This is a genomic window from Promicromonospora aerolata (genome assembly GCF_042682255.1).
Classification (GTDB): domain Bacteria; phylum Actinomycetota; class Actinomycetes; order Actinomycetales; family Cellulomonadaceae; genus Promicromonospora; species Promicromonospora aerolata.
Genome location: NZ_JBHUHF010000001.1, coordinates 5600096 through 5623061 on the forward strand (window position 1 = coordinate 5600096; position 22966 = coordinate 5623061).

The window sequence follows — 22966 nt, forward strand, 5'->3', positions numbered from 1 at the left end:
GTTCACGTGAGCACGACACCGATGGACCGCGATCTGCCCATCTTCCGCGTACCGGGGATCCGGGCGCTGGTGTGGATGTCGGTGTTCGGCTTCGCCGGCTACGCGCTGCTGCTCCCGACGGCACCCCTGTGGGCCACCCATGGCGGTGCGGACGAGGGCGGTGCAGGCCTGGTCAACGCCGTGCTGATGCTCGCGACCGTCGCCGTCCAGACGACCGTGCCGTGGGCCCTGCGCCGGTGGGGATGGCGCATCACGCTCAGCACCGGCGTGCTGCTGCTCGGCCTGCCCTCGCTCGCGCTCATGCTCACGGACCAGCTCGCGTGGATCCTTGCCGTGTCGGCCGTCCGGGGCGCCGGCTTCGCGATCCTGACCGTCTGCGGCGCGAGCGCCGTCGCCTCGCTGGTCGACGCCACCCGGCGCGGGCGGGCGATCGGCGTCTACGGGCTCGCGGTCGCCGCCCCGCAGCTGTTCCTCGTACCGAGCGCGGCCTGGATCGCCGAGACGCTCGACTTCGCGGTGGTGTTCGTGGTCGGCGCCGCCCCGGCGCTCGCCGTACCGTTCGCCGCAGCCCTGGGCCGGCGCCTCGACGACATCGCCGCGGGCGGTCTCGACGCCGGTGACGAGGCGCGGCAGGGGCGCGGCCGCATGCTGCTGGCCCTCGCGCTGCCCTCGCTCGTCCTGCTCGCCGTGACCACGCCCGGCGGCGCCCTGCTCACCTTCGCCCCGCAGTTCCGGCACGGTTCGACCGTGGCGGTGCTCGGCCTGCTCGGGTTCACGGCGGCCGCGGCGCTGTCCCGCTGGCTCGTCGGCGGGCCCGCCGACCGCTTCGGGCCGAGCCGGTTCATCCCGCCGCTGCTCGTCCTGTGCGCCGGAGGCCTCGCGCTGTGCGCCTGGTCCCTCACCGGCACCGGGCCCGGCGCGGAGATGCTCGTGGTCGGCATGACGGTCGTCGGCGTGGCCTACGGCAGCCTGCAGAACCTGACGCTGGTCACCGCGTTCGCCGCGGTGCCCGACCGCGACCGCAGCATCGCCAGCGCGGTCTGGAACATCGGGTTCGACACCGGCACCGGACTGGGCTCGCTCGTCGTCGGCTTCATCGCCGCGGGGACCAGCTTCTCCGTCGGCCTGCTGACCACGGCTGCGCTGTGCGTGGCGATCGCGGTGGTGGCGCTGGTGGGAGGAGCCGGCCGGCGAGCCGTGTGAGTTCGGTCGGTTGTCACGCTGGAGTGAGTGACTTCGGTCGGATGGGATGAGATCGGTCAGTCAACCGACCGATCTCATCCCATCCGACCGATCTCATCCCATCCCATCACGAACCGAAACTCATGAGTCCTGAGGGCTGCTTGACGGGCGCTCCGGGCTGGTGCCACACTGACGACCATCACCGGAAACGTTTCCAGCCGGACTCGTCCCAGAAACTGGAAACGTTTCCAGGATCAGAATCAGAACCAGCGAACCTCACGACGAAGTGGAGTGACAGTGTCGTCATCACGCGCCACCCTGATGCAGGTGGCGGAGCGCGCCGGCGTGTCGCTCGCGTCCACCTCGCGGGCGCTGCACGGCACGGGTGCCAGCCAGGCGATGGTGGACCGGGTCCGTGCGGCCGCCGCCGAGCTGGGCTACAGCCCCGACGCGATCGGCCGGTCGCTGCGGATGAAGCGGACGTTCCAGGTCGCGTTCGCCGTCGCCGACATCGGTAACCCCGTCTACGTCGAGATGCTCACCGCGATCCACGAGGTGCTCGCACCCCATGGCTACCGGGTGGTCGTCATGTCCACCGGCCACACGGTCGGCTCCACGGTGGACCTGGTCCGCAGCCTCGGCAGCGGGTTCGTGGACGGGTTGATCGTGAGCCCCCTGCGCACCGACGACGCGCTGGTCGAGGCGATCCGGCAGGCACCGGTGCCCGTCGTCGTGATCGGGCGCTCGCTCGAGAAGCAGGGCATCGACTCCGTCTCGACGGACTCCGCCGCGGGCCTCGGCCAGGCCGTCGCCCACCTCGTCGAGATCGGCCGACGCCGGATCGGGTTCGTCAACGGCCCGCTCGACACCACGCCGGGCGCCGCACGCCAGCGCGGGTTCGACTCCGCCACCAGCGCGGCCGCGTTCGCCGGCGAGCACGCCGAGACCGAGCGGGCCGAAGACTTCACGGTCGCCGCCGGGCTCGCCGCCGGCCGCCGGCTACTGTCCCGCACCCCGGCGGCGGGCCCGTTCGACGCCGTCGTCGCCGCCAACGACCTGCTCGCCATCGGCGTCATCCGGGCGGCGGGGGAGCTGGGGCTGACCGTTCCCGGCGGGCTCGCCGTGACCGGGATGGACGACACCGAGATCGGCCGGGTGTTCCAGCCGAGCCTGACCAGCGTCTCGCTCGGGTCGGCCGACCGTGGCCGTGCCGCGGCCCGGCTCGTCCTCGACCGGGTCGGTGACGGCGTCGAGCCCGCCCAGCAGGTCGCCATCGGCCCGCACCTCGTCGTGCGCGAGTCCACGGCCACGCCCCGCGCCGACGGCGTCGCGGCCCCATCACCTTCGAAGGAGAAGAGCGCACGATGACCGTCCTCGCCTCACCCCGGCCGCCGTCGCCGGCGCCCCGAGGGCGTCGCCGCGGCCCGACCGGCCTGGACCGCGCCCGGCGCCGCGAAGCAGCGGCGCTGGTGATGCCGTCCCTGCTGCCCATCCTGGTGCTGTCCGTCGCGCCGCTGCTGATGGGTGTGCTGCTCGCGTTCACGGACGCGGAGCTCGTCCGCCGGCCCGACTACCAGTTCGTCGGCGTCGACAACTTCGTGCGGCTCGCGGGCAACTCGTTCTTCTGGGACTCGTTCCGGATCGGCATGACGTGGGCCGTCTCCGTGACGCTCCTCCAGCTGATCGCGGCGCTGGGCCTCGCGCAGCTGCTCAACTCGGGTCTGCGCCTGCAGTCGCTCACCCGGGTGCTCGCGCTGATCCCCTGGGCGATGCCGCCCGTCGTCGTGGCGATCATGTGGAAGATGATCTACTCGCCCAACGCCGGACCGCTCAACGCGTTCCTCGGCACCCTGGGCCTGCCGGACGACATCAACTGGCTCGCCGACTTCTCCACCGCGCTGCCGGCCGTCGTCGTCGTCGGCGTCTGGGTCGGCATGCCGCAGACCACCGTGACGCTCCTGGCCGGGCTGCAGCAGATCCCGGCAGAGCTCCACGAGGCTGCCGCGATCGACGGCGCCGGGGCCTGGCGCCGGTTCACCGCGGTGACGCTGCCGAGCCTGCGGCCCATCATCACCTCGATCACGTCGCTGAACTTCATCTGGAACTTCAACTCGTTCTCCCTGGTCTACGTGCTGACCGAGGGCGGACCCGGCGGCCGCACCATGCTGCCGATGCTGTTCACCTACCTGGAGGCGTTCAAGAACCGCAACATCGGGTACGCCGCGGCGATGGGCGTCGTGCTCGTCGTCGTGGTCGTCCTCCTCCTCGCGGTCTACCTGCGGTCGCAGTTCCGCGACGACCGCTTCGAGAAGACGAAGAAGGAGGGCTGAGTCGATGCGCGTCTTTGCTCAGCAGCTGGTCCGCCCCGCCCAGTACGTGGCTCTGGCCTGCTACATCGTGTTCCTCGGCTTCCCGCTGCTGTGGCTCGTCTCGGCGTCGGTGAAGTCGTCCGCCGAGCTCAACTCGCTCGTGGTGAACCTGCTGCCGCAGGAGTGGCACTGGGAGAACTACGCGGAGGCGCTGGCGCGCCAGGGCCTCGTGAGCTCCGCCGGGAACAGCGTCCTGGTGGCGCTCGCGTCCACGGCGCTCGTCATCCTCATCGCGCTGCCCGCGTCCTACGTGCTGGCGCGGCTCAAGGGTGCGATCCGGGTGGCCGGTGTCGGCTGGATCCTGGTGAGCCAGGTGTTCCCGGTGATCCTGGTGATCCTGCCGCTCTTCCTCATCCTGCGGACCATCGGGCTGACGGACAGCCTCGTCGGCCTCACCCTGGTGCACACCACGTACACGATGCCGTTCGCGCTGTGGATGCTGCAGGGCTACGTGGCCGCCATCCCCGTGGACCTCGAGGAGGCCGGGGCGATGGACGGCGGTAACCGCCTGGTCGTGCTGCGCCGGATCGTCTTCCCGCTGCTCGCTCCCGGCGTCGTCGCCACGGCGATGTTCAGCTTCGTGTCCTCCTGGAACGAGTTCTTCTTCGCGCTCGTGCTGCTCCAGTCGCCCGAGAACTACACCCTGCCGATCACGCTGTCGACGTTCATCGGCGGCGAGGGCAAGGTCGCGCTCGGCCCCCTCGCGGCGGGCTCCGTGCTCGCCGCGATCCCGAGCATCGTCTTCTTCTCGATCATGCAGAAGAAGCTCACCGGCGGCCTCATGGCCGGGGCGGTCAAGGGATGACCGCCCACCCAGATCACCCAGCAACACCTCTCGGAAAGGTAGACCCATGAAGACTCGTGGAGTGTCCATCGCTGCATGCCTCACGATCACCACCGCGCTGCTCGCGTCCTGCGGGAGCGGGGACTCGGGCGACGACGGCCCGGTGACGCTGAAGTTCCAGGCCCTGTCGGACCAGCCGGCCGCCATCGAGGCGACGGAGTCGATCGTCGCGGACTGGAACGAGGCGAACCCCGACGTGCAGGTCGAGATCGTCCCGGCCGGCTGGGACGGCGTCTACGACAAGCTGATCACCCAGTTCAACGGCGGCGCCGCGCCCGACATCATCCATTACGAGGCCGCGAGCATCGTCTCCTTCGCCCGTGACGGCTATCTCGCCGACCTCACCGACCTCATGTCGGACGAGCGCCGTGCGGACATCCCCGAGGGCATCCTCGACTCGGTCACGGTCGACGACCAGCTGGTCGCCTACCCGACGGAGCTGCAGTCGTACATGGTCTTCGCGAACCGCACGCTGCTCGAGGACGCCGGGGTGGAGATCCCGACCGGCGACACCATGACGTGGGACGAGCTGCGCGAGATCGCGAGCGCCACCACCGACGGCGACGAGGTGTACGGCCTCGGCTGGGGTCTGTCGAGCCCGACGGCGGCGTTCATGTCGCTGGCACCCGGGTTCGGCGGCACCTACTTCGAGGGCACGGGCGAGGACGCCACCCTGACCGTCGACGACGGCGAGATGGCCCTGCCCGAGCTGGTGCACGACATGGCGTACGAGGACAAGTCGATCCTGCCGGTGACCATGACGCAGTCGGGCTCCGAGGCCATCGCCTCGTTCTACGCCGGGCAGACGGCGATGACGGTGCAGGGCTCGTACCAGGCCGCGAACATCGCCAAGGACGCGCCGAAGGACCTCGACTGGGTGGCGCTGCCGCCGCTGGCCGGACCCGAGGGGCCGCAGCAGGCGGCCAACCCGCAGACGCTGTCGGTCAACATCGACTCCGAGCACGTGGAGGAGTCGGCGGAGTTCATCGAGTTCTTCACCGAGACCGAGCACCTCGCGGCGCTCAACGAGGCGGACGCGCTGATCCCGGCGACGACGTCCGCGCAGGAGCACCTGGCGGAGAAGCTCGGCGACGAGAACGGGTGGGACACCATCCTGGCCTCGGGCCAGAACTTCGTCTCGGCGCCGTACCTGTTCGTCGACTCCTACGCGCAGTGGAAGGACACGGTGGCCACGCCGGCCTACCAGCGCTACCTCGCGCAGGAGACGGACGAGACCGAGCTCGCCGACCAGCTGACGAACGGCTGGGACGAGATCACGCAGTAACGATCCCCGGGGACGGGCCCCGGGCCCGAGCAGGGGACCGCGTCGCGACGTGCGGCGTGCCGAGGAACGACGAAGGAGCGTAGCCGTGAGCTGGTTAGAGGACCGGACGGTGGCCGTGATCACCGGTGCCGCCGTGGGAGACGCCCTCGGGGGCGCCACCGAGGGCTGGACACCAGAACAGATCGAGGAGCGGCACGGGGGCCGCGTGCGCGGCATCGTCGGGCCCTGGTACCCGAACTGGCAGGACGCACGCCCCATCGCGCCCTACCACAAGGGTGACGGGCACATCACGGACGACACCCTCATGACGCGGGCGCTCGTCGAGGTGTATGCGAAGCGCCGCGAGCACCTCGACGCGTACGCGATGGCCGAGGACCTGGTCCCGCTGATGATCGGCGAGCCCCGCTGGATCCCCGAGCTCGAGTCGACGGCACTGCTGCTCCAGCGGGTGTTCCTCGCCGAGAAGTGGCTGGTGGCCCGGCTGCACTATGGACACGTGGACCCACGCGAGGCCGGCGTCGGCAACGTCGTCAACTGCGGGGCCGCGATGTACGCGGCCCCGGTCGGGCTCGTCAACGCGGGCGACCCGCGGGGCGCCTACGCCGAGGCGATCGACCTCACGGGCGCCCACCAGTCCAGCTACGGGCGCGAGGCGGCGGGCGTGTTCGCGGCGATGGTCGCGGCGTCCGTCGTCCCGGGCGCCACGCTCGACGACGTCGTGGCGGCCGCGCTCGACGTCGCGCACGACGGCACGGCTGCCGCGCTCCGTGCGGTCGTGGAAGCCGTGGAGGGCTGGCCGGCCGCACCGCAGAACGACGAGGAGGAGCGTCGCCTCGCTCGCCTCGTCCGTGAGGTCGTGGCCCCCTACGACTCGGTCGGGCCGGAGTACCGGCAGATGTCGATGGACGCCCGCCGTCCTTCGCGGACCAAGTCGATCGAGGAGCTGCCCGCGGCGCTCGGGCTGCTGCTCGGCCATCGTGGCGACTACCGCGGCGCGGTGCTCGCCGCCGTGAACTACGGCCGGGACGCCGACTCGATCGCCGTCATGGCGGGCGCGGTCGCGGCCGGCCTGGGTGGGAGCGGTGTGGTGCCCGCCGAGTGGCTCGACGAGATCGAGGCCGCCAGCAAGATGGACGTGCGGGAGACCGGACGGCTCATGGCGTCCGCCGCGGCCGACATCCTGCGCGCCGACCGTGAGCGGGCACTGGGCCGCCTCGCGGTGCTGGACACGGTCGGTGCCGCCGACGGGGCAAGGGCGGGTGAGCTCGCATGAGGCTGACCTGGGCCCAGCCGGAGGACCTGCTGGCGCACGAGCTCGTGCAGGCGGCGGCCGAGGGCAAGGACGTGGCCCGGGTCCGCGACCGCTGGGTGGCCGCGGGCGGCGATCCGACGCCCGCGGTGAGCGGGGCCGGACCGGTCCCCGCGTCGCCCGAGCTGCGGGCCCTGGCACGGTTGCTGCTGGAGGAGCTGGCGGCCCGGCCGGCGCCGTCCGCCCCGGAGGAGCCGGACGACTGGGCCGCGATCGAGGCCCTGCTGCCGCTCGCCCCGCTGCTGCCGCGGCGGCCGTCCGGACCCGGCGGGCCCGATGCCGCGTACGCCGCGCGCGTCCAGGGCGCCTGGACGGGGCGCGCGGCCGGGTGCCTCCTGGGCAAGCCCGTCGAGAAGATCCCGCGGGCGGGCATCGAGGAGATCCTGCGGTCGACCGGCCGGTGGCCCCTGGAGCGGTACTTCACCGCGGTGGGCCTGGCCGACGATGTCGCGGCGCGCTGGCCCTGGAACCGCCGGTCGGCGCCGACGTCGCTGGAGGAGAACATCGACGGGATGCCCGAGGACGACGACCTGAACTACCCGATCCTCGCGCTCGCCCTCCTGGAGCGGCGCGGCCGCGGGTTCACCACCGACGACGTGGCGCAGCTCTGGCTCGAGAACCTGCCGGCCGGTCGCACCTTCACGGCGGAGCGCGCCGCCTACCGGAACATCCTGGACGCCCGTCCCGTGCCGGAGACGGCGACGCACGACAACCCGTTCCGCGAGTGGATCGGCGCGCTCATCCGGACCGACCTGCTCGGCTGGACCTCGCCCGGCGACGTCCGCGCGGCTGCCCGGCTGGCCTGGGCCGACGCCCGGCTCAGCCACACCCGCAACGGCATCTACGGCGCGCAGTGGGCGGCGGCGCTCGGGGCGGCCGCGATGGTCGCCGACGGCGTGGACGAGGTGCTCGACGCCGCCGGCTCGGTCGTCCCGCCGGGCAGCCGGCTGGCCGCCGCCGTGCGGCTCGGCCGCGAGCTCGGCGGCGTGTGCGACGGCAGCGAGGCGGGCGTACGCGCCGGCCTCGACCGGCTGCATGCCGAGTACGGGCACCTGCACTGGGTGCACGTGCTGAACAACGCCGCCGTGATCGCGTTCGCGCTGAGTGCCGGGCGCGGCGAGTTCGGGCCCAGCGTCTCGGCGGCCGTCACCGCGGGGTGGGACACCGACTCGGCGGCGGCCACCGTCGGCGCCGTCGTCGGCGCGCTGCGCCCGGATGCCATCGGGGAACGCTGGACCGCACCCCTGCACGGGCGGATCGCCACGTCGCTCCCGGGTGGGGAGCAGCGCATCGCCGACCTCGCGGCGCGCACCGTCTCGCTCGCTCCGCCGTCCGGAGATGCCGCGTGACCGCCCGACGGGACCAGGCGGACGGCCGCGTGGTCGTCGTGGGGTCGGCGAACGTCGACCTCGTCGTCGACGTGCCGCGGCATCCCGCGGGCGGCGAGACGATCCTCGGCGGCGACCTCCGCCGCTCGCCCGGCGGCAAGGGTGCCAACCAGGCGGTCGCCGCGGCCCGGGCCGGGGGAGCGGACACCACGTTCGTCGGCGCTCTCGGCCGGGACGAGTCGGCCGAGCTGCTGCTCGCCTCCCTGGCGGGCGCGGGCGTGCGCACCGACACCGTCGACCGGGTCGACACCGCGACCGGCACCGCGCTGATCACCGTGTCACCCGACGGTGAGAACGCGATAGTCGTGGCGCCCGGCGCCAACTCGCACGTGCACATCGGCGCGGCGCAGCGCGACCGGATCATCGCCGCCGACGTCGTGCTGGCCCAGCTCGAGATCCCCCTCGACACCGTCGTCGCGGGCGCCCGGGCGCGTCGCGACGGAGCGCTCTTCGTCCTCAACGCCGCACCCTCGCGCGAGCTGCCCGACGGGCTGTGGGAGCAGCTCGACGTGCTCGTCGTCAACGAGCACGAGGCCGCCGACCTGGTGGACGGCCCGGCGCCCGGCGGCGCGGCGGACGTCGCACCGCCGGAAGCCCTCGCGGCGGCACTGCTGCGCCGGGTCCGCGCCGTCGTCGTCACCCTCGGCGGGGAGGGCAGCCTCGTCGCCCGGCGCGGCGTGCCCGCCGTCCGCGTGCCGGCCGCCCAGGTCGCGGCCGTCGACACCACGGGAGCCGGCGACACCTACTGCGGAGTCCTGGCCGCCGCCCTCGCCCGCGGGGCCGAGCTCGCCGACGCCGCGCGCCTGGCCGGCGCCGCCGGGGCGCTCGCCGTCACCCGGCCGGGCGCGCAGGACGCCGTGCCCGACGCCGCCGACGTCGCCGCGCTGGCCGACGAACTGAGAGAGGCACCATGACGTACGTGTTCGACCCCCTCGTCCCACGGCCCATCGACCGGCCGACCGAGGTCGCCGTCGGGCCGCTGACTCCGGAGCGGAGCACGGCGCTCGACGAGGCGAAGATCTTCTCCGGGCCCGCCGACCCGGCCGACCGGCCCGCCTGGCGCGAGACGCTGCACGCCTGGCGGGCGGACGCCCGGGACCGGCACGGCTACACGGGCGACGCGTACGCCCGGCCCGAGGCCGCGTGGGCGGCGCGCTGCAGCACCGTGGCGCAGGTCTGGCTGTGGGACGAGCTGTTGTACTCGTTCGACGAGGGGCGGTTCACGCCAGAGCGGTTCCTGGCCGACGCCCGCGAGCGCTTCGGCGGGCTCGACGCGGTGGTGCTGTGGCACGCGTACCCCGTCATCGGGCTGGACGAACGCAACCAGTGGGACTTCTACCGCGACGTGCCCGGACTGGTGGCGCTCGTGGCGGCCTTCCACGACGCCGGCCTGCACGTGTTCGTCGACTACAACCCGTGGGACGTCGGCACGCGCCGCGGGGCCGACGACCTGACCGAGCTGGCCGCCGTGGTGCGCGAGCTCGGGGCGGACGGCGTCTTCCTCGACACGCTGAAGAAGGCCGAGCCGGAGCTGGTCGCGCGGCTGGAGGAGGCGCGTCCGGGGATCGTCCTGGAGGGCGAGTCGAAGCTTCCGGTCGAGCGCATCGAGGACCACTCGTCGTCGTGGGCGCAGTTCTTCGCGGACTCGCCGGTGCCCGGCGTGCTGCGTGCGCACTGGTACGAGCGCCGGCACATGCAGCACCACGTGCGGCGCTGGCACCGTGACCACTCGGAGGAGCTGCAGTCCGCGTGGCTCAACGGCGTGGGCGTCATGGTGTGGGAGGTCGTGTTCGGGGTGTGGGTGGGCTGGTCCCGGCGGGACGCCGCGACGGTACGCCGCCTGGTGACCGTCCAGCGCGCCGCGGGTGACCTGCTGCTCGACGGTGAGTGGACGCCGCTGGCCCCCCTCACCGCCGAGGCGGAGGCCGCCGGGGTGTACGCGTCGCGGTGGGAGCTCGACGGGGTGACGCTGTGGACGCTCGTGAACCGGGGCGACGCCGACTACGCGGGCGGGGTGCTGTCCGCTGACGCGCCGGAGTGCGCGTCGGGCCGGCTGACGGCCCTGACCGGCGGCAACGCGTCCGATGGTTCGGACGTCGTCGTGCCAGGCCGGGGGATCGCCGCCCTGCTGCACCTCGCCGACGGCGCCGAGGAGCCCGCGTGGCTGCCCGGTCTGCTCACCGCCCTCGCGGACGCGCCGCACGACGCCGACGCGCGGTTCCCGCACCGGCTCGCCCGCCGCGTCGCCCCCGCCCCCGACGTGTCGGAGGCACGGGTCACCGGGGTGACCTCCGCGCCTGACAGCTCTGTGCCCGACGTCGTCGTCGTGCCGCAAGGGGCCTATGCGCTGACCGTTCGGTATCGCGCACGCGAGACCGGCATGTACCAGGGCGCGCCGTACGTGGACGAGTGGAAGCCCCTCCCGCCCCGGCTGCACGACGCGCGCACGCTGCAGCGCGACGGCGTGCTCGCCGCATCCGTCGCCGTCGCGACGAGCGAGGTGACGAACGCGCAGTTCGCCGAGTTCCTCGCCGCGACCGACTACGTGCCCGCCGAGCCGCACCGGTTCCTGGCGCACTGGGCCGAGGACGGACCCGACGCGCGCACCGCCGAGCACCCCGTGACCTTCGTGGATCTCGACGACGCCCGCGCGTACTGCGCCTGGCGTGGCGGCCGGCTGCCGACCGAGGACGAGTGGCAGCTCGCCGGCGAGGCGCGTCCGGCGGCGTTCGGACCGGAGCGTACCGCGCCCGCCGTGTGGAGCTGGACCGAGAGCGAGCACAGCGACGGCCGCACCCGGTTCGTCATGCTCAAGGGCGGCAGCGACTACCGGGCCGCTGACTCGGACTGGTACGTCGAGGGCGGGCGCCACGCCCCGGACTACTCGGTCAAGTACCTGCTCCCGGGGCTCGGGCTCGCCCGGAGCGCCACGGTCGGGTTCCGCTGCGCGTGGGACCTGGACGCGGCCTCCGGGCCCACGGGACCGGAGGTGACCCGATGACCGTCTCCCGCGACCCCGACGACGGCGCCCTGGCCGGGCTCCGGGTCGTCGACGCGTCCACGCTGTTCGCCGGGCCGATGGCGGCCATGCACCTGGGTGACCTCGGGGCCGACGTGATCAAGGTGGAACATCCGGCCAAGCCGGACCCGTCGCGTACGCACGGGGCCGCGAAGGACGGCGTCAACCTCTGGTGGAAGACCCTGGGGCGCAACAAGCGCACCGTCACGGCGAACCTCGGCTCACCGGGCGGACGCGAGGTGTTCCTGGCGCTCGCGGAGCAGGCGGACGTGGTGATCGAGAACTTCCGCCCCGGCACCCTCGAACGCTGGGGCCTCGGGTACGAGGAGCTGTCGGCCCGTAACCCGCGCCTCGTGCTCGCACGCGTCTCCGGGTTCGGCCAGACGGGCCCGTACCGCACGCGCCCGGGGTTCGGCACGCTCGCCGAGGCGATGAGCGGGTTCGCCGCGATGACCGGCGAACCCGACGGCCCGCCCACCCTGCCACCCTTCGGCCTGGCCGACGGCGTCGCGTCGCTCGCCACCGCGTTCGCGGTCATGACGGCGCTGACCACACGCGAGCGCACCGGCCGCGGCCAGGTGGTGGACACGGCCATCGTGGAGCCGATCCTGGCGATGCTCGGGCCGCAGATCACGCGCTGGGACCAGCTACGCACCACGCAGCCGCGCACCGGCAACCGGTCCAGCAACAACGCGCCCCGCAACACCTACCGCACCAGCGACGGGCACTGGGTGGCGGTCTCCACGTCGGCCCAGTCGATCGCCGAGCGCGTGGTGCGGCTCGTGGGCAGACCGGACCTCGCCGACGAGCCGTGGTTCGCCCGCGGCGTGGACCGCGCGATGCATGCCGACGAGCTCGACGAGGCGGTGGGCGGCTGGATCCGGCTCCGGACGCGGGACGAGGTGGTCGCGGCGTTCGAGGAGGCGCAGGCCGCCGTCGCACCGGTGTACGACGCGCGGGACATCGTGGAGGACCCGCAGTTCCAGGCGCTGGGCACCCTCCACGAGATCGAGGACCCCGAGCTGGGGCCGATGCTGATGCAGGGGCCGCTGTTCCGGCTCTCCGAGAACGACGGCGTCATCCAGTTCACCGGCCGCCCCCACGGTGCGGACACCGATCGCGTACTCGGCGCGCTCGGGTTCTCCCCCGAGCGGATCGCCGAGTTGCGGGAGGAGGGGGCGGTATGACCGGTGCGGTCGAGGGTGGGCGTGCTGTCGCGGGCGGAGCCACGCCGCTGACCCTCCTGTACGTGCCGGCCGACCGGCCCGACCGGGTGACCAAGGCCCTGGCGTCGTCGGCCGACGCGGTGCTCGTCGACCTGGAGGACGCCGTCGCGCCGTCGCGCAAGGACGAGGCACGCGAGAACGTGGCAGGGCTCCTTGCCGCGGTGAGCGGTCGTGCGGTTCAGGTGCGGATCAACCATCCCGGCACGCCGTGGCACGCGGACGACGTCGCGATGGTCGCGGTGCTGCCCGTGGGCGTCGGTGCACGGGTCCCCAAGGTGGAGTCGGCCGACGAGGTGCGTTCGCTCGCGGCCGCGCTGCCCGGCCGGGCGCTGCACCTGCTGGTCGAGTCGGCGCTCGGCGTCGAGCGGGCGTTCGAGCTGGCGACGGCGTCGCCGCAGGTCGCGTCGATCGGGCTGGGGGAGGCGGACCTGCGCTCCGACCTGCGGGTCGACGGCGACGAGGGGCTCACCTGGGCGCGCGCCCGGGTCGTCGTCGCGGCCCGGGCCGCCCGGCTGCCGCCCCCGCACATGTCGGCGTACACCAACGTGCGGGACCTCGACGGGCTGGCGGCGTCGTGCCGCGCCGGACGCGCGCTCGGGTTCTGCGGCCGGACGGCGATCCATCCGGGGCAGCTCGACACGATCCGGACCGCGTTCCTGCCCTCGTCGGCGGAGGTCGCCGCGGCGCGGGAGGTGCTGGCGCGCGTCGGGGACGCCGCGACCGAGGGCGTGGGCGCCGTGGCGCTGACGGACGGGACGTTCCTCGACGTCGCGATGGTGGAGCGGGCGCGGTGGGTGCTGGGGCTCGCCTCCGCCCGATAAAAGGCTTGATGCCGGATGCCAGGGTGGCGAGGTGATTCATCGAGAGGCGCCGGCCGGCTGCTTGCTGATCACCGGGACACCCGGGGCGGGAAAGACCACCGTGTCGCGCACCGCTGGACGTGGCGCGGCACCGGAACGCGACCCGCGCGGTCGAGACCCGCGTGGACTATAACTTCGCTCCCTTGGCGCGGAACCAGCGGCGGGAGCTGGGTGACCTCGGCTGGTGGCTCGACTCGGGAGAGCAGGCGCCCGAGGAGTCGGCCGACGTGATCGTTGCCGAAGCCGCACGCCGAGCCGTGGTGCCCGAGGATGCGTTGCGAGCACAGGGCGCCATCCAGATGTGACGCGCCCCCTGGCCGACGCCGGCGACCGGTCTCGCTTTCTGCTGTCGGCAGACGATGCTCGCTCGACGAGCGGATAGAACAGATGTGCCATAAGATGGTGGCATGACAGCGACGGTGAGTGCACCTGGAGCGGGCGACCAGCCTCTCGGGTCGGTGCTGCCCATCAGCGACGGAGCGGTGGTACGCCTCGCGGACGTTGAGGCGATGCGCGAGCGGCTGGCGGGTCTGATCCTGCCGGGTGGCACCGACACGGATGGCCCGGTGTCGAAGCAGGTGCAGGCCGGGTGGGTGGATCTGCTGGGTGAGCTGGAGGCCGTGAAGAACACTGTGGCCGCTGCGCAGGCGCGGTTGGCGGTCGCGTTGCAAGAGGCGACGAAGTCCGACGAGTCGGCACAGGGGATTCGGGCCGAGCGGCGGGGGCGTGGTGTGTCGAGCCAGGTCGGTGCGGCGATGCGGGTGAGTCCGCACGCGGGTGGCTCGTTCCTGGGCACGGCCCGGGCCTGGCTCACGCAGATGCCGCACACCTTCGACGCCCTACGGACCGGTGTGCTGTCGCAGTGGCGGGCGACGCTGCTGGTGCGGGAGACGTCGCACCTGTCCGTCGAGCACCGGGCGCGGGTCGATGAAGAGCTCTGCGGGCCCACGGCTCGGGCGGCACTGGCCCGGTGGGGGACCCGGCGGCTGGTCGCCCGGGTCAAGGAGCTGGCAGCCCGGCTGGACGTGCATGCGTGTGTGCAGCGGAACGCGAGGGCCGTGGCGGAGCGGCGGGTCTCGGTGCGTCCGGCGCCCGACCTGATGGTCTACCTGACCGCGCTGGTCCCGATGCAGCAGGGCGTGCAGGCCTACGCGCAGCTCACGGCGCACGCCGCCGCCGCCAAAGCGGCCGGCGACGGGCGTGGTGCCGGGCAGATCATGGCCGACACCCTGATCGAACGGGTCACCGGCCGCGAGCCCGGCCACGCGGATGACGTGCCGGTCATGATCAACCTGCTGGTCTCCGACCAGACCCTGCTCGCCGGGGGTGCCCTGCCTGCCGTGGTGCCCGAGGGTATGCCCGTGGGCGCAGGTACGGTCCCGGGCCCGGTGGCACGGAACCTTGCCGCGCACGGGATCGACGCCGACGTCGCCTGGCTCCGCGCGATCTACGTCGACCCCCACGGCCGTCTGCTCGCGACGACGTCCGCGTCCCGGTTCCACCCGCAGGGCCTGGCCGCGCTGCTCCGCGCCCGGGAACAGGGCATCTGCGCCACGTCGTGGTGCGACGCACCCGTGCGGCACACCGACCACGTCACCCCGCACGCCGAGGGCGGCGAGACCAGCCTGACCAACGGTCAAGGACTGTGCGCCCAGTGCAACCACGCGAAACAAGCACCGGGCTGGCGACAGCAAACCACCCAGACCGACGGCCGACACAGCGTAGAGACGATCACCCCGACCGGGCACACCTATACCGCCGTCACGCCCCGACCACCCGAACCCGTCCGCACGCGCGAACCCGTCCACGATCATGCTCCGGGATGGACCCCGGCTGTCGGCACGACCGGCCCCGCACCTGGGCGCATCCCACGCAGCCGGTACAGCATCGGCTGCCACACCGGGCCGCGCAGCGCCGCAATTGCGTACCGGCCCAGATCGCGACCACGATCTCGTCGCCCCAGCGGCCGGCCCGACCTCTCGTGGGGGCACAGCCCTGCTCGCACCATGCCGGGAACCGGCGCATAGGCGAGCGGCACACCCCGTCGCGGTCATGCTGCCGACGACCAGGGCGGCCGGCAGCACGGCGCACGACCGTCAGGGCACGAGCACGATCCGGCCGAACACCGTGCCCTCGTCCATCTGACGATGCGCGTCGGCGGCCTGGCCCAGGGGAAGGACGTCGTGCACGACAGCGTGCAGCTCGCCCCGCGCGGCGGCGGCGAACTGTGCGGCCCGGACGGCGTCCCGCTCCGACGTGGGAACGGTATCGAGGCTGAACGTCGCGACCGAACGGGACTGCTGGAATGCGCGCAGGAGCCGCTCGCCGAAGTCCGTGGGGGGCATGCCGGCGATCGCGCCCACGACGACGAGGCGCCCGTTCGGGGCGAGCCGGTCGACGAACTCGGACGTGCCGGGTCCGCCCGCGATGTCGATGATCACGTCATAGGAGCTCGGTGCGCCCGGGTCGCCGCCGCCGGAGCGGTCGAGCACGTGCGTCGCCCCGAGGGCACGGAGCCGGCCCCCGCGCTCGGGCGACGACGTCGTCACGGCGACCGCGCTCGCGCCACCGAGCGCCGCCAGCTCCACGGTCGCGATGCCGATGCTCCCTGCCGCCCCGCGGACGAGCACTGACTCGCCGGACGCGAAGTGCGCGTGCGCGAGCGCGAAGTGCGCGACCGGCCCAGCGTTCCCGAGGGTCACCGCGTCGACCGCCGAGAGCTCGGCGGGCAGCGCATCGACGTCGGCCACCTGCGCGAGCGCGTGCTCGGCGTAGCCGCCGCCGGTGCCGGTGAACGCCCACACCCGGCGACCCAGCCACGACGCGTCGACGTCGGCGGCGACGGCCGTCACCGTGCCGGCGACCTCGCTGCCGGGGATCAGGCCCGTGGTGAAGCCGTACCCGGCGAGCGTCCCCCGGCGGATGACGGCGTCGACGCCGCCGACCCCGATCGCCTCCGTCTCGATCACCAGCTGCCCGGGGCCGGGGGCGGGCACCGGAACGTCGGTCACCGCCATGCCGCTCGGGTCGCCGAATCGCTCGATCGTCACTGCTCGCATTGCTCGTCTCCTGTGCTGCTACGCGTGTGTCTGAACTTCGGGGTCTCTGGCCTCCGGTCGGGACGCTAACGGACGGGGGCGTCCACTTCGGCGAAGTGAGAGGGATGCCCGACAGACTGCTCCAGTTGGCGGCCGGGTCACGTGGCCGCAGTGCGGTGCGGGGGGTCTGGCACCCCCCGGGTCCGAGGCGGCTCTGGCTGTTTCGCCCGGGCGCTCCTAGGGTCCTGACCACGGGCCATCGAGCAGCACGGCCCACCACATCAGCATCGTCAGGAGGAAGCCGTGGAGACGATCGGGATGATCGGCGCCGGCGACATGGGCAGCGAGATAGCCCGCGCGGCGATCGCGCAGGGGTACCGCGTCGTGATCGCCAACTCGCGAGGACCGCAGACGCTCCGCGGGCTGATCGACGACCTCGGCCCGTCGGCACGAGCCGCACACGCGCCGGAGGCCGCGGCGGCGGGCGACTTCGTGATCCTGTCCTTCCCGCTCAGCATCGCGCACGACCTCCCGGTCGCCGAGCTCGCGGGCAAGGTGGTCCTGGACACGAACAACTACATGGTCTGGCGCGACGGCCACATCCCGGTGATCGACTCCGGCGAGCGGACGGTGCACCAGCTGCGCCAGGAACAGCTCCCACGGTCCAGGGTCGCCAAGGCGTTCACCCACATCCAGCACGAGCGGCTGCGCGCCGCTGCCCGACCGGCGGGCCATCCCGAGCGGGTGGCGCTGGCCGTGTCGAGCGACCACCCGGAGGCCGTGGACGTCGTCACGCGGCTGTACGACCAGCTCGGGTTCGACGCCGCGGACCACAGCCCGCTGAGCGAGTCCTGGCGCAACGCGCCGGGGCAGCCCGCGTGGGTCCGCTCCGGTTGGCAGAGCCGCGAGGAGCTGGCGCTCAACCTGGAGCAGGCGAACCCCGCCCTCCGGGGGTGACCAGGCCGGCCCCGAGCGGCCGCACACCGGCCGGGTTTGGCACCCTGTCCCCATGACCTTCGCCGACCTCCACCGGGGCCCGCGCCCGCTCCTCCTCCCGAACGCCTGGGACGTCGCCTCCGCCCTGGCCTTCGTCGAGGCGGGGTTCCCCGCGGTCGGCACCACGAGCTTCGGCGTCAGCGCCGCCATCGGCAGGCCCGACGCCGGACGGACGAGCCGTCAGGCCACCGCCGACCTGGTCCGGCGCCTGCGCGCACTGCCCGCCTACGTGACCGCCGACCTCGAGGACGGCTACAGCGACGACCCGGCCGAGGTCGCCGACCTGGTCGCGGCGCTGGCCGACGTCGGCCTCGCGGGCGTCAACGTCGAGGACTCGACGTACGGGCAGCTCATCGACCCGGCGGCGCACGCCGCCAAGGTGACGGCGATCAGGACGGCGGCACCGGGAGTGTTCGTCAACGCGCGCGTCGAGACGTACTGGCTGGACCAGGACGCCACGGTCGAGGCCACGCTCGACCGGGCCCGCGTCTACGTCGACGCCGGGGCCGACGGCATCTTCGTCCCGGCCGCGACCGACCCGGCCGTGCTCGAACGTCTCGCGACCGCGCTCCCGCTACCGCTCAACGTCCTCGCGGTTCCCGGTCTCTCGCTGGACCGGCTGGGCGACCTCGGCGTCCGGCGGGTCAGCACCGGATCGCTGCCCTACCGCGCCGCGATCGACGCGGCCGTCGCCGCCGCGGCAGCGGTCCGGGACGGCGGCGCGACACCGGCGGCGACGCCCTACCCGCAGGCGCAGGCGCGACTCGAACGGTACGCGCAGCAGGTGGCGGACCGGACTGGAACACCCTGAACCGGTCGGACAGGATGCGAGCGGCACCCCGGCGCGGGACGGTGGGATCGCCGGTGAGGCAGCCCGCCGTCGGCCCCGACCCAGGGACGTGGCACCGAGGGAAGGAGCGCGACATGGTCCAGCAGACCGTCGCTGACGTCATGACCCCAGAGCCGACCACGATCGGCATGTCCGACACGCTCGAGACCGCCGCCCGGACGATGGCCGCGCAGGACGTGGGGGCACTGGTCGTCCAGGCAGGGAACACGACCGTCGGCATCGTCACCGACCGGGACCTTGTCGTCCGCGGCCTCGCCCAAGGCCTCGGGACGGAGGCGATGGTCGGTGAGGTGGCGAGTGAGGAGCTCGTGTCCGTCGGACCCGGTGTGCCCGTCGAGGTGGCGGTCGAGCTGATGCGCGCCGCCGCCGTCCGGCGGATTCCCGTGCTGGACGAGCACGTGCCGGTCGGGATCGTCTCGATCGGCGACCTCGCGACCGAGCGGGACCCGATGTCGGCCCTGGCGGACATCTCCGAGGCCGAACCGAACGACTGAGCCGTGCGAGGCTGAGACGTGGTCGACTTTCGGCAGACCCTGACGGTGGCCCGTCCAGCCGGCGCCCTCGCGGCCCTCCACCGTGCCTGGCTGCGGCACCCGCGGTGGTCGCTCGCGCTCAAGGGCGCACTCGCCGCGAGCCTGGCGTGGTTCGTGGGGCTCGTCGCACCCCCGCCGTTCGGCGAGTACCCGTACTACGCGCCGCTGGGTGCCGTGCTCGCGACGACCAGTACGATCGTGCGCTCGGTCCGTGACTCCCTCCAGTCGGTGGCCGCGGTGCTGGTCGGCGCGATCATCGCCCGCACGGTGGCCCTGCTGCCCCTGCCCGGCCTGCTGGAGCTCGCCGTGGTGGTGGGCCTGGCGCTCCTGTGCGTGGGCTGGCGCATCTTCGGTGACATGGGCAGCTGGACCGTCATGTCGGCCATCTTCGTGCTCATCCTCGGCAACGGCGACGGCGCGGACTACGTCGGCTCCTACGCCGGCCTGATCGTCGTGGGCGCGGCCATCGGCATCGGCGTCAACGTGCTGCTCCCGCCCTTGCCGCTCACGCCGTCGGAGCTCGCGCTCGGCCGCCTGCGCGACGGGCTCGCCGACCAGGTCGAGTCGCTCGCCGACTGGCTGGAGAACGAGGGGCCGCTCGTGCCCGACGAGTGGGAGGAGCGCCGGCAGGACCTGGTGCCCACGGTCGAGCGTGCGCGCGCCGCCGTGGCCCAGACCCGCGAGGCGTCCCGCGCGAACGTCCGGGTGCGGTACAACGGGAACGGTCACTGGGTGGCCTCCCAGACCCGGCGCGCCGGCGCCCTCGGCATCGAGGCCGACGTGGTCGACGAGATCGTGCGCCTGCTCGTCGAGTGGGAGCAGGAGGGACGCGATGACGTCGCGCTCGGGCAGCAGCTGAGACCGGAGTTCGCCGGCACCCTGCGGGCCTTCGCCGTGGCCCTGCGCGCCGCCGTGACGCGCGACGTCGCCGAGGAGTCGGACGCCGCCGAGGACGCGGCCGAAGCGGTCGACCGGCTCGACGAGTCGATCCAGGACCTCCGCCAGGTCGTCCGCACGGCCCAGCGCTCCTCGGAGTACGACTACTTCGTGGCGGGCGCCCTCATCATCAAGTTCGCCCGCGGCGCCGACGCCCTGCGGCACTGAGCGACGCCCCACCCAGCCGTCCCACGGACCGCCGGGCGGCAAGCGAACCGCACCGGCGTTACGTTGGAGAAGGTCGAGAAGCGGCTGCCGATCAAACCTGCCGAGGTGTTCCGTGAAGGCCCTTTTCCTCAGCTGCACGCTCAAGAAGTCCCCCGAACCGTCCAACACCGAGGCGCTCGCCTCCGTCGTCGCCGACGCCCTCCAGGAACGTGACGTGACCGTGGACCACGTCCGCCTCGCCGACCTCGACGTGCCGCCAGGAGTCGTCACCGACCTGGGCGACGGCGACCAGTGGCCCGGCGTGCACGAGCAGCTGCTGGACGCGCAGATCCTCGTCGTCGTCACCCCGACCTGGCTCGGACGCCCCTCGTCCATCGCCCAGCGCATGCTCGAACGCATGGACGCGATGCTCTCGGAGACAGCAGAGGACGGCACCCCCGTCGCCTACAGCCGGGTGGCCGGCGTGGTCGTCACCGGCAACGAGGACGGTGCCCACCACGTGATCTCCGAGATCGGCGGAGCGCTCGGCGACATCGGCTACACGATCCCCGGCCAGTCCTGGACCTACTGGAACCAGGGCCCCGGACCCGGCGCCGAGTACCCGCAGACCGAGCACGGGCACGAATGGTCGCACGGCACCGGTCGCCTCATGGCGCACAACCTGTACGCCGTCGCGTCGGCGCTCGCCGCCCAGCCCGTGCCCCCGCCCAAGAGCTGACACCGAAAGACCAAGGAGGAGCACATGCCTACGTGCGACAAGTGCGGCAACGAGTACGCCCACACGTTCACGATCACCAAGGACGACGGCGCCACCGGCGTCTTCGACTCGTTCGAGTGCGCCGCCGACATGATGGCCCCGCGGTGCGCCCACTGCGGCTGCACCGTGCTCGGGCACGGTGTCGAGGCCAACGACACCACCTACTGCTGCAGCCACTGCGCACGGGCCAGCACCGGCGCGGACATCACCGACAGCGTGGGCGTCTGATCCGTCCGACGCGCATGCGAGCGGGAGGTCACCGGGGCATGGTGGACGTGTCGGTGAAGCAGCCCGCCGTCGGCCCAACCGAGGGAGGAGAGCGACATGGTGCAAACCGTCGCCGATGTCATGACCCCAGCGCCGACCGCCGTCGACGTATCCGATTCGCTGCAGGTCGCCGCCCAGGCGATGCTCGCCGAGGACGTGGGTGCGCTGGTCGTCCAGTCCGAGTCGAAGATCGTCGGGATCGTCACCGACCGTGACCTCGTGATCCGCGGCCTCGCCGAGGGCCTCGGCGTGGACGCGACCGTCGGTCAGGTCGCGAGCGAGCAGCTCGTCACCGTGGGTCCCGGCGACCCGGTGCAGACCGCCGTCGAGGTGATGCGCGACGCCGCCGTCCGGCGAGTGCCTGTGATGGACGGTGACGTGGCCGTCGGCATCGTCGCGATCGGGGACCTCGCCGTCACGCGGGACCCGGCGTCCGCGCTCGCGGACATCTCCGAGGCGGAGCCGAACCGCTGAGCGGCTGCCGGCCGGGCTCGTTCGTCGGCGCTCGGCGAACGAGCCCGGCATCTGCCACCTGACGTGCGACCGCGCACCGAGCTCCGGTGAGGAGACGCCATGAGCCCCACGCCCGTCGACCTGACCGCTGCCGAGAACCTTCGCGTGCTGGGCCGGGTGCTCGCCCCGCTGGTCGCCCAGGGCGCGATCGTGCGTCGCCCGCGAGCCACGGCCTGGGCCGAGCGGCACCAGACCGACCGCACGGCACGTACCGTCCTGGCGGACCTGCGTGCCCGCTACGGGGGCGCGCCGCTCGTCGTGCGGATCGGGTCGCGTCGCCTCGTGGTGGTCACGGAACCCGAGGACGTGCGCCGGCTGCTCGAAGGCTCACCCGAGCCGTTCACCCCCGCCACGAAGGAGAAGCGCGCCGCCCTCGCGCACTTCCAGCCCGAGGGCGTGCTCATCTCCTCGACCGCCGAGCGCTGGCACCGCAGGCCGTTCAACGAAGCGGTGCTCCAGACCGAACAAGCGGTGCACGACGACGGCCCCGCCGTGGTCGACGCCGTCCAGCACGGTGCGGCGGAGCTGACCCAGCGGCTGGACTCGACCGGACGGTTCGACGCCCAGAGCTTCACCGACGCGTGGTGGGGCATCGTCCTGGACGTCGTGCTGGGCCCGAAGGCCCGCGACGACCGCGAGCTCGTGGCGATGCTCGACGCCCTGCGGCGCGACGCGAACTGGTCGTGGCTGCACCCCCGGCGGTCCGGGCTCTGCGACGACCTGGAGAGCCGTATCGCGTCCTACGTGCTGACGCCGGACCCCCAGGGCCTCGCCGCCGCGGCCCACCGGTGCGGGCCTGCCACTGCGGTGGGCCAGGTGCCGCACTGGCTCTTCGCCTTCGACGCGGCGGGCGCAGCGACCCTCCGGGCGCTCGCCATGGCCGCCGCCCGGCCGGCGGTGCGGGAGCGGCTGCTCGCCGAGGCGGAGCCCGCCGGCCCGGCAGGTGGCCCGGCCGGGGACAGCGCGCCCGCGCTCCTGCCCTACGCACGGGCGTGCGTGCTGGAGTCCCTGCGCCTCTGGCCGACGACGTTCGCCGTGCTCCGCGACTCGACCGGGCCGACGGAGTGGGGTGAGCGCACCCTGCCCACCGACACCGGCTTCGCGATCCTGAGCTCGTTCTTCCACCGCGACCCGGCCCGGCTCGGGCACGCCGACGCGTTCGTGCCCGAGGCCTGGCTGGACGGCCGCAACAACGCCGACTGGGGCCTGATCCCCTTCAGCGGCGGCCCCGTCGCGTGCCCCGGCCGCAACGTCGTGCTGCTCGTCGCCTCCCACCTGCTCACGCGGCTGGCCGCCCGGGACCTGCGGGTCGCCCGGGGGCGCTACCTGGCGCGGGACCCCGTGCCCGCCACGATGGACCACCTGGGCCTGCGCTTCCGGAGCGCCGGTGAGGCCTGAGCACCCGACCGCGGAGAGGAGGGGGCGG

The 22966-nt window shown here is 73.3% G+C and carries 22 protein-coding genes; 21 read left to right on the forward strand and 1 reads right to left on the reverse strand.

The features are described from left to right. The first annotated feature begins 6 nt into the window (after nt 1–6). The 13 genes from ACFSL2_RS24920 to ACFSL2_RS24980 all read left to right on the forward strand — a co-directional run bounded on the left by ACFSL2_RS24920 (nt 7) and on the right by ACFSL2_RS24980 (nt 15509). Complete coding sequence (locus ACFSL2_RS24920; protein ID WP_377200416.1) at nt 7–1203, forward strand: MFS transporter; 1197 nt, start codon at nt 7–9, stop codon at nt 1201–1203. A 276-nt stretch (nt 1204–1479) separates the two neighbouring features. Continuing rightward, nucleotides 1480–2550, forward strand: a complete 1071-nt coding sequence (locus ACFSL2_RS24925) for a LacI family DNA-binding transcriptional regulator (RefSeq protein WP_377200417.1) — start codon at nt 1480–1482, stop codon at nt 2548–2550. Next, on the forward strand, nt 2547–3512 hold the full coding sequence (locus ACFSL2_RS24930; RefSeq protein WP_377200418.1) for a carbohydrate ABC transporter permease: 966 nt from the start codon (nt 2547–2549) through the stop codon (nt 3510–3512). Before ACFSL2_RS24925 ends, ACFSL2_RS24930 begins: the two co-directional genes overlap by 4 nt. Nucleotides 3513–3516: 4 nt before the next feature. Then, nucleotides 3517–4356, forward strand: coding sequence for a carbohydrate ABC transporter permease (locus tag ACFSL2_RS24935; RefSeq protein ID WP_377200419.1), 840 nt, complete (start codon nt 3517–3519; stop codon nt 4354–4356). A 46-nt stretch (nt 4357–4402) separates the two neighbouring features. After that, nucleotides 4403–5680 (forward strand): ABC transporter substrate-binding protein, encoded by a 1278-nt coding sequence (locus tag ACFSL2_RS24940; protein ID WP_377200420.1) that lies wholly within the window; start codon nt 4403–4405, stop codon nt 5678–5680. A gap of 85 nt (nt 5681–5765) precedes the next feature. After that, a complete protein-coding gene (locus ACFSL2_RS24945) occupies nt 5766–6953 on the forward strand; it encodes an ADP-ribosylglycohydrolase family protein (RefSeq protein ID WP_377200421.1) in 1188 nt (395 codons plus the stop codon). Then, nucleotides 6950–8338, forward strand: a complete 1389-nt coding sequence (locus tag ACFSL2_RS24950; protein ID WP_377200422.1) for an ADP-ribosylglycohydrolase family protein — start codon at nt 6950–6952, stop codon at nt 8336–8338. Before ACFSL2_RS24945 ends, ACFSL2_RS24950 begins: the two co-directional genes overlap by 4 nt. Further along, on the forward strand, nt 8335–9291 hold the full coding sequence (locus ACFSL2_RS24955; RefSeq protein ID WP_377200423.1) for a ribokinase: 957 nt from the start codon (nt 8335–8337) through the stop codon (nt 9289–9291). Before ACFSL2_RS24950 ends, ACFSL2_RS24955 begins: the two co-directional genes overlap by 4 nt. Beyond that, complete coding sequence (locus ACFSL2_RS24960; RefSeq protein WP_377200424.1) at nt 9288–11378, forward strand: SUMF1/EgtB/PvdO family nonheme iron enzyme; 2091 nt, start codon at nt 9288–9290, stop codon at nt 11376–11378. Before ACFSL2_RS24955 ends, ACFSL2_RS24960 begins: the two co-directional genes overlap by 4 nt. After that, nucleotides 11375–12583 (forward strand): CaiB/BaiF CoA transferase family protein, encoded by a 1209-nt coding sequence (locus ACFSL2_RS24965; RefSeq protein WP_377200425.1) that lies wholly within the window; start codon nt 11375–11377, stop codon nt 12581–12583. The genes ACFSL2_RS24960 and ACFSL2_RS24965 overlap by 4 nt, the downstream gene beginning before the upstream one ends. Beyond that, complete coding sequence (locus ACFSL2_RS24970) at nt 12580–13443, forward strand: HpcH/HpaI aldolase/citrate lyase family protein (RefSeq protein WP_377200426.1); 864 nt, start codon at nt 12580–12582, stop codon at nt 13441–13443. Before ACFSL2_RS24965 ends, ACFSL2_RS24970 begins: the two co-directional genes overlap by 4 nt. A 182-nt stretch (nt 13444–13625) precedes the next feature. After that, nucleotides 13626–13787, forward strand: coding sequence for a hypothetical protein (locus tag ACFSL2_RS24975; RefSeq protein ID WP_377200427.1), 162 nt, complete (start codon nt 13626–13628; stop codon nt 13785–13787). A 204-nt stretch (nt 13788–13991) separates the two neighbouring features. Beyond that, nucleotides 13992–15509 (forward strand): HNH endonuclease, encoded by a 1518-nt coding sequence (locus ACFSL2_RS24980; RefSeq protein ID WP_377200892.1) that lies wholly within the window; start codon nt 13992–13994, stop codon nt 15507–15509. A gap of 69 nt (nt 15510–15578) precedes the next feature. Here the strand turns inward: ACFSL2_RS24980 and ACFSL2_RS24985 are convergent, their stop codons facing one another. Then, a complete protein-coding gene (locus tag ACFSL2_RS24985) occupies nt 15579–16541 on the reverse strand; it encodes a zinc-binding dehydrogenase (RefSeq protein WP_377200428.1) in 963 nt (320 codons plus the stop codon). Nucleotides 16542–16823: 282 nt separating this feature from the next. On the opposite strand from ACFSL2_RS24985, the gene ACFSL2_RS24990 reads away from it, so the two are divergent. The 8 genes from ACFSL2_RS24990 to ACFSL2_RS25025 all read left to right on the forward strand — a co-directional run bounded on the left by ACFSL2_RS24990 (nt 16824) and on the right by ACFSL2_RS25025 (nt 22938). Continuing rightward, nucleotides 16824–17477 carry an NADPH-dependent F420 reductase gene (locus tag ACFSL2_RS24990; RefSeq protein ID WP_377200429.1) on the forward strand — a complete coding sequence of 218 codons (654 nt, stop codon included), beginning with the start codon at nt 16824–16826 and terminating at the stop codon, nt 17475–17477. 52 nt (nt 17478–17529) lie between these two features. Further along, nucleotides 17530–18327 (forward strand): isocitrate lyase/PEP mutase family protein, encoded by a 798-nt coding sequence (locus ACFSL2_RS24995; RefSeq protein WP_377200430.1) that lies wholly within the window; start codon nt 17530–17532, stop codon nt 18325–18327. Between the two features lie 113 nt (nt 18328–18440). Next, a complete protein-coding gene (locus ACFSL2_RS25000) occupies nt 18441–18860 on the forward strand; it encodes a CBS domain-containing protein (RefSeq protein WP_377200431.1) in 420 nt (139 codons plus the stop codon). Between the two features lie 18 nt (nt 18861–18878). Then, nucleotides 18879–20003, forward strand: a complete 1125-nt coding sequence (locus ACFSL2_RS25005; RefSeq protein ID WP_377200432.1) for an FUSC family protein — start codon at nt 18879–18881, stop codon at nt 20001–20003. Between the two features lie 112 nt (nt 20004–20115). Then, on the forward strand, nt 20116–20721 hold the full coding sequence (locus ACFSL2_RS25010; RefSeq protein WP_377200433.1) for a flavodoxin family protein: 606 nt from the start codon (nt 20116–20118) through the stop codon (nt 20719–20721). Nucleotides 20722–20745: 24 nt separating this feature from the next. Beyond that, nucleotides 20746–20988, forward strand: a complete 243-nt coding sequence (locus ACFSL2_RS25015; RefSeq protein WP_377200434.1) for a hypothetical protein — start codon at nt 20746–20748, stop codon at nt 20986–20988. 96 nt (nt 20989–21084) lie between these two features. Then, nucleotides 21085–21501, forward strand: coding sequence for a CBS domain-containing protein (locus ACFSL2_RS25020; RefSeq protein ID WP_377200435.1), 417 nt, complete (start codon nt 21085–21087; stop codon nt 21499–21501). A 99-nt stretch (nt 21502–21600) separates the two neighbouring features. After that, a complete protein-coding gene (locus ACFSL2_RS25025) occupies nt 21601–22938 on the forward strand; it encodes a cytochrome P450 (protein ID WP_377200436.1) in 1338 nt (445 codons plus the stop codon). The last annotated feature ends 28 nt before the right edge of the window (nt 22939–22966 follow it).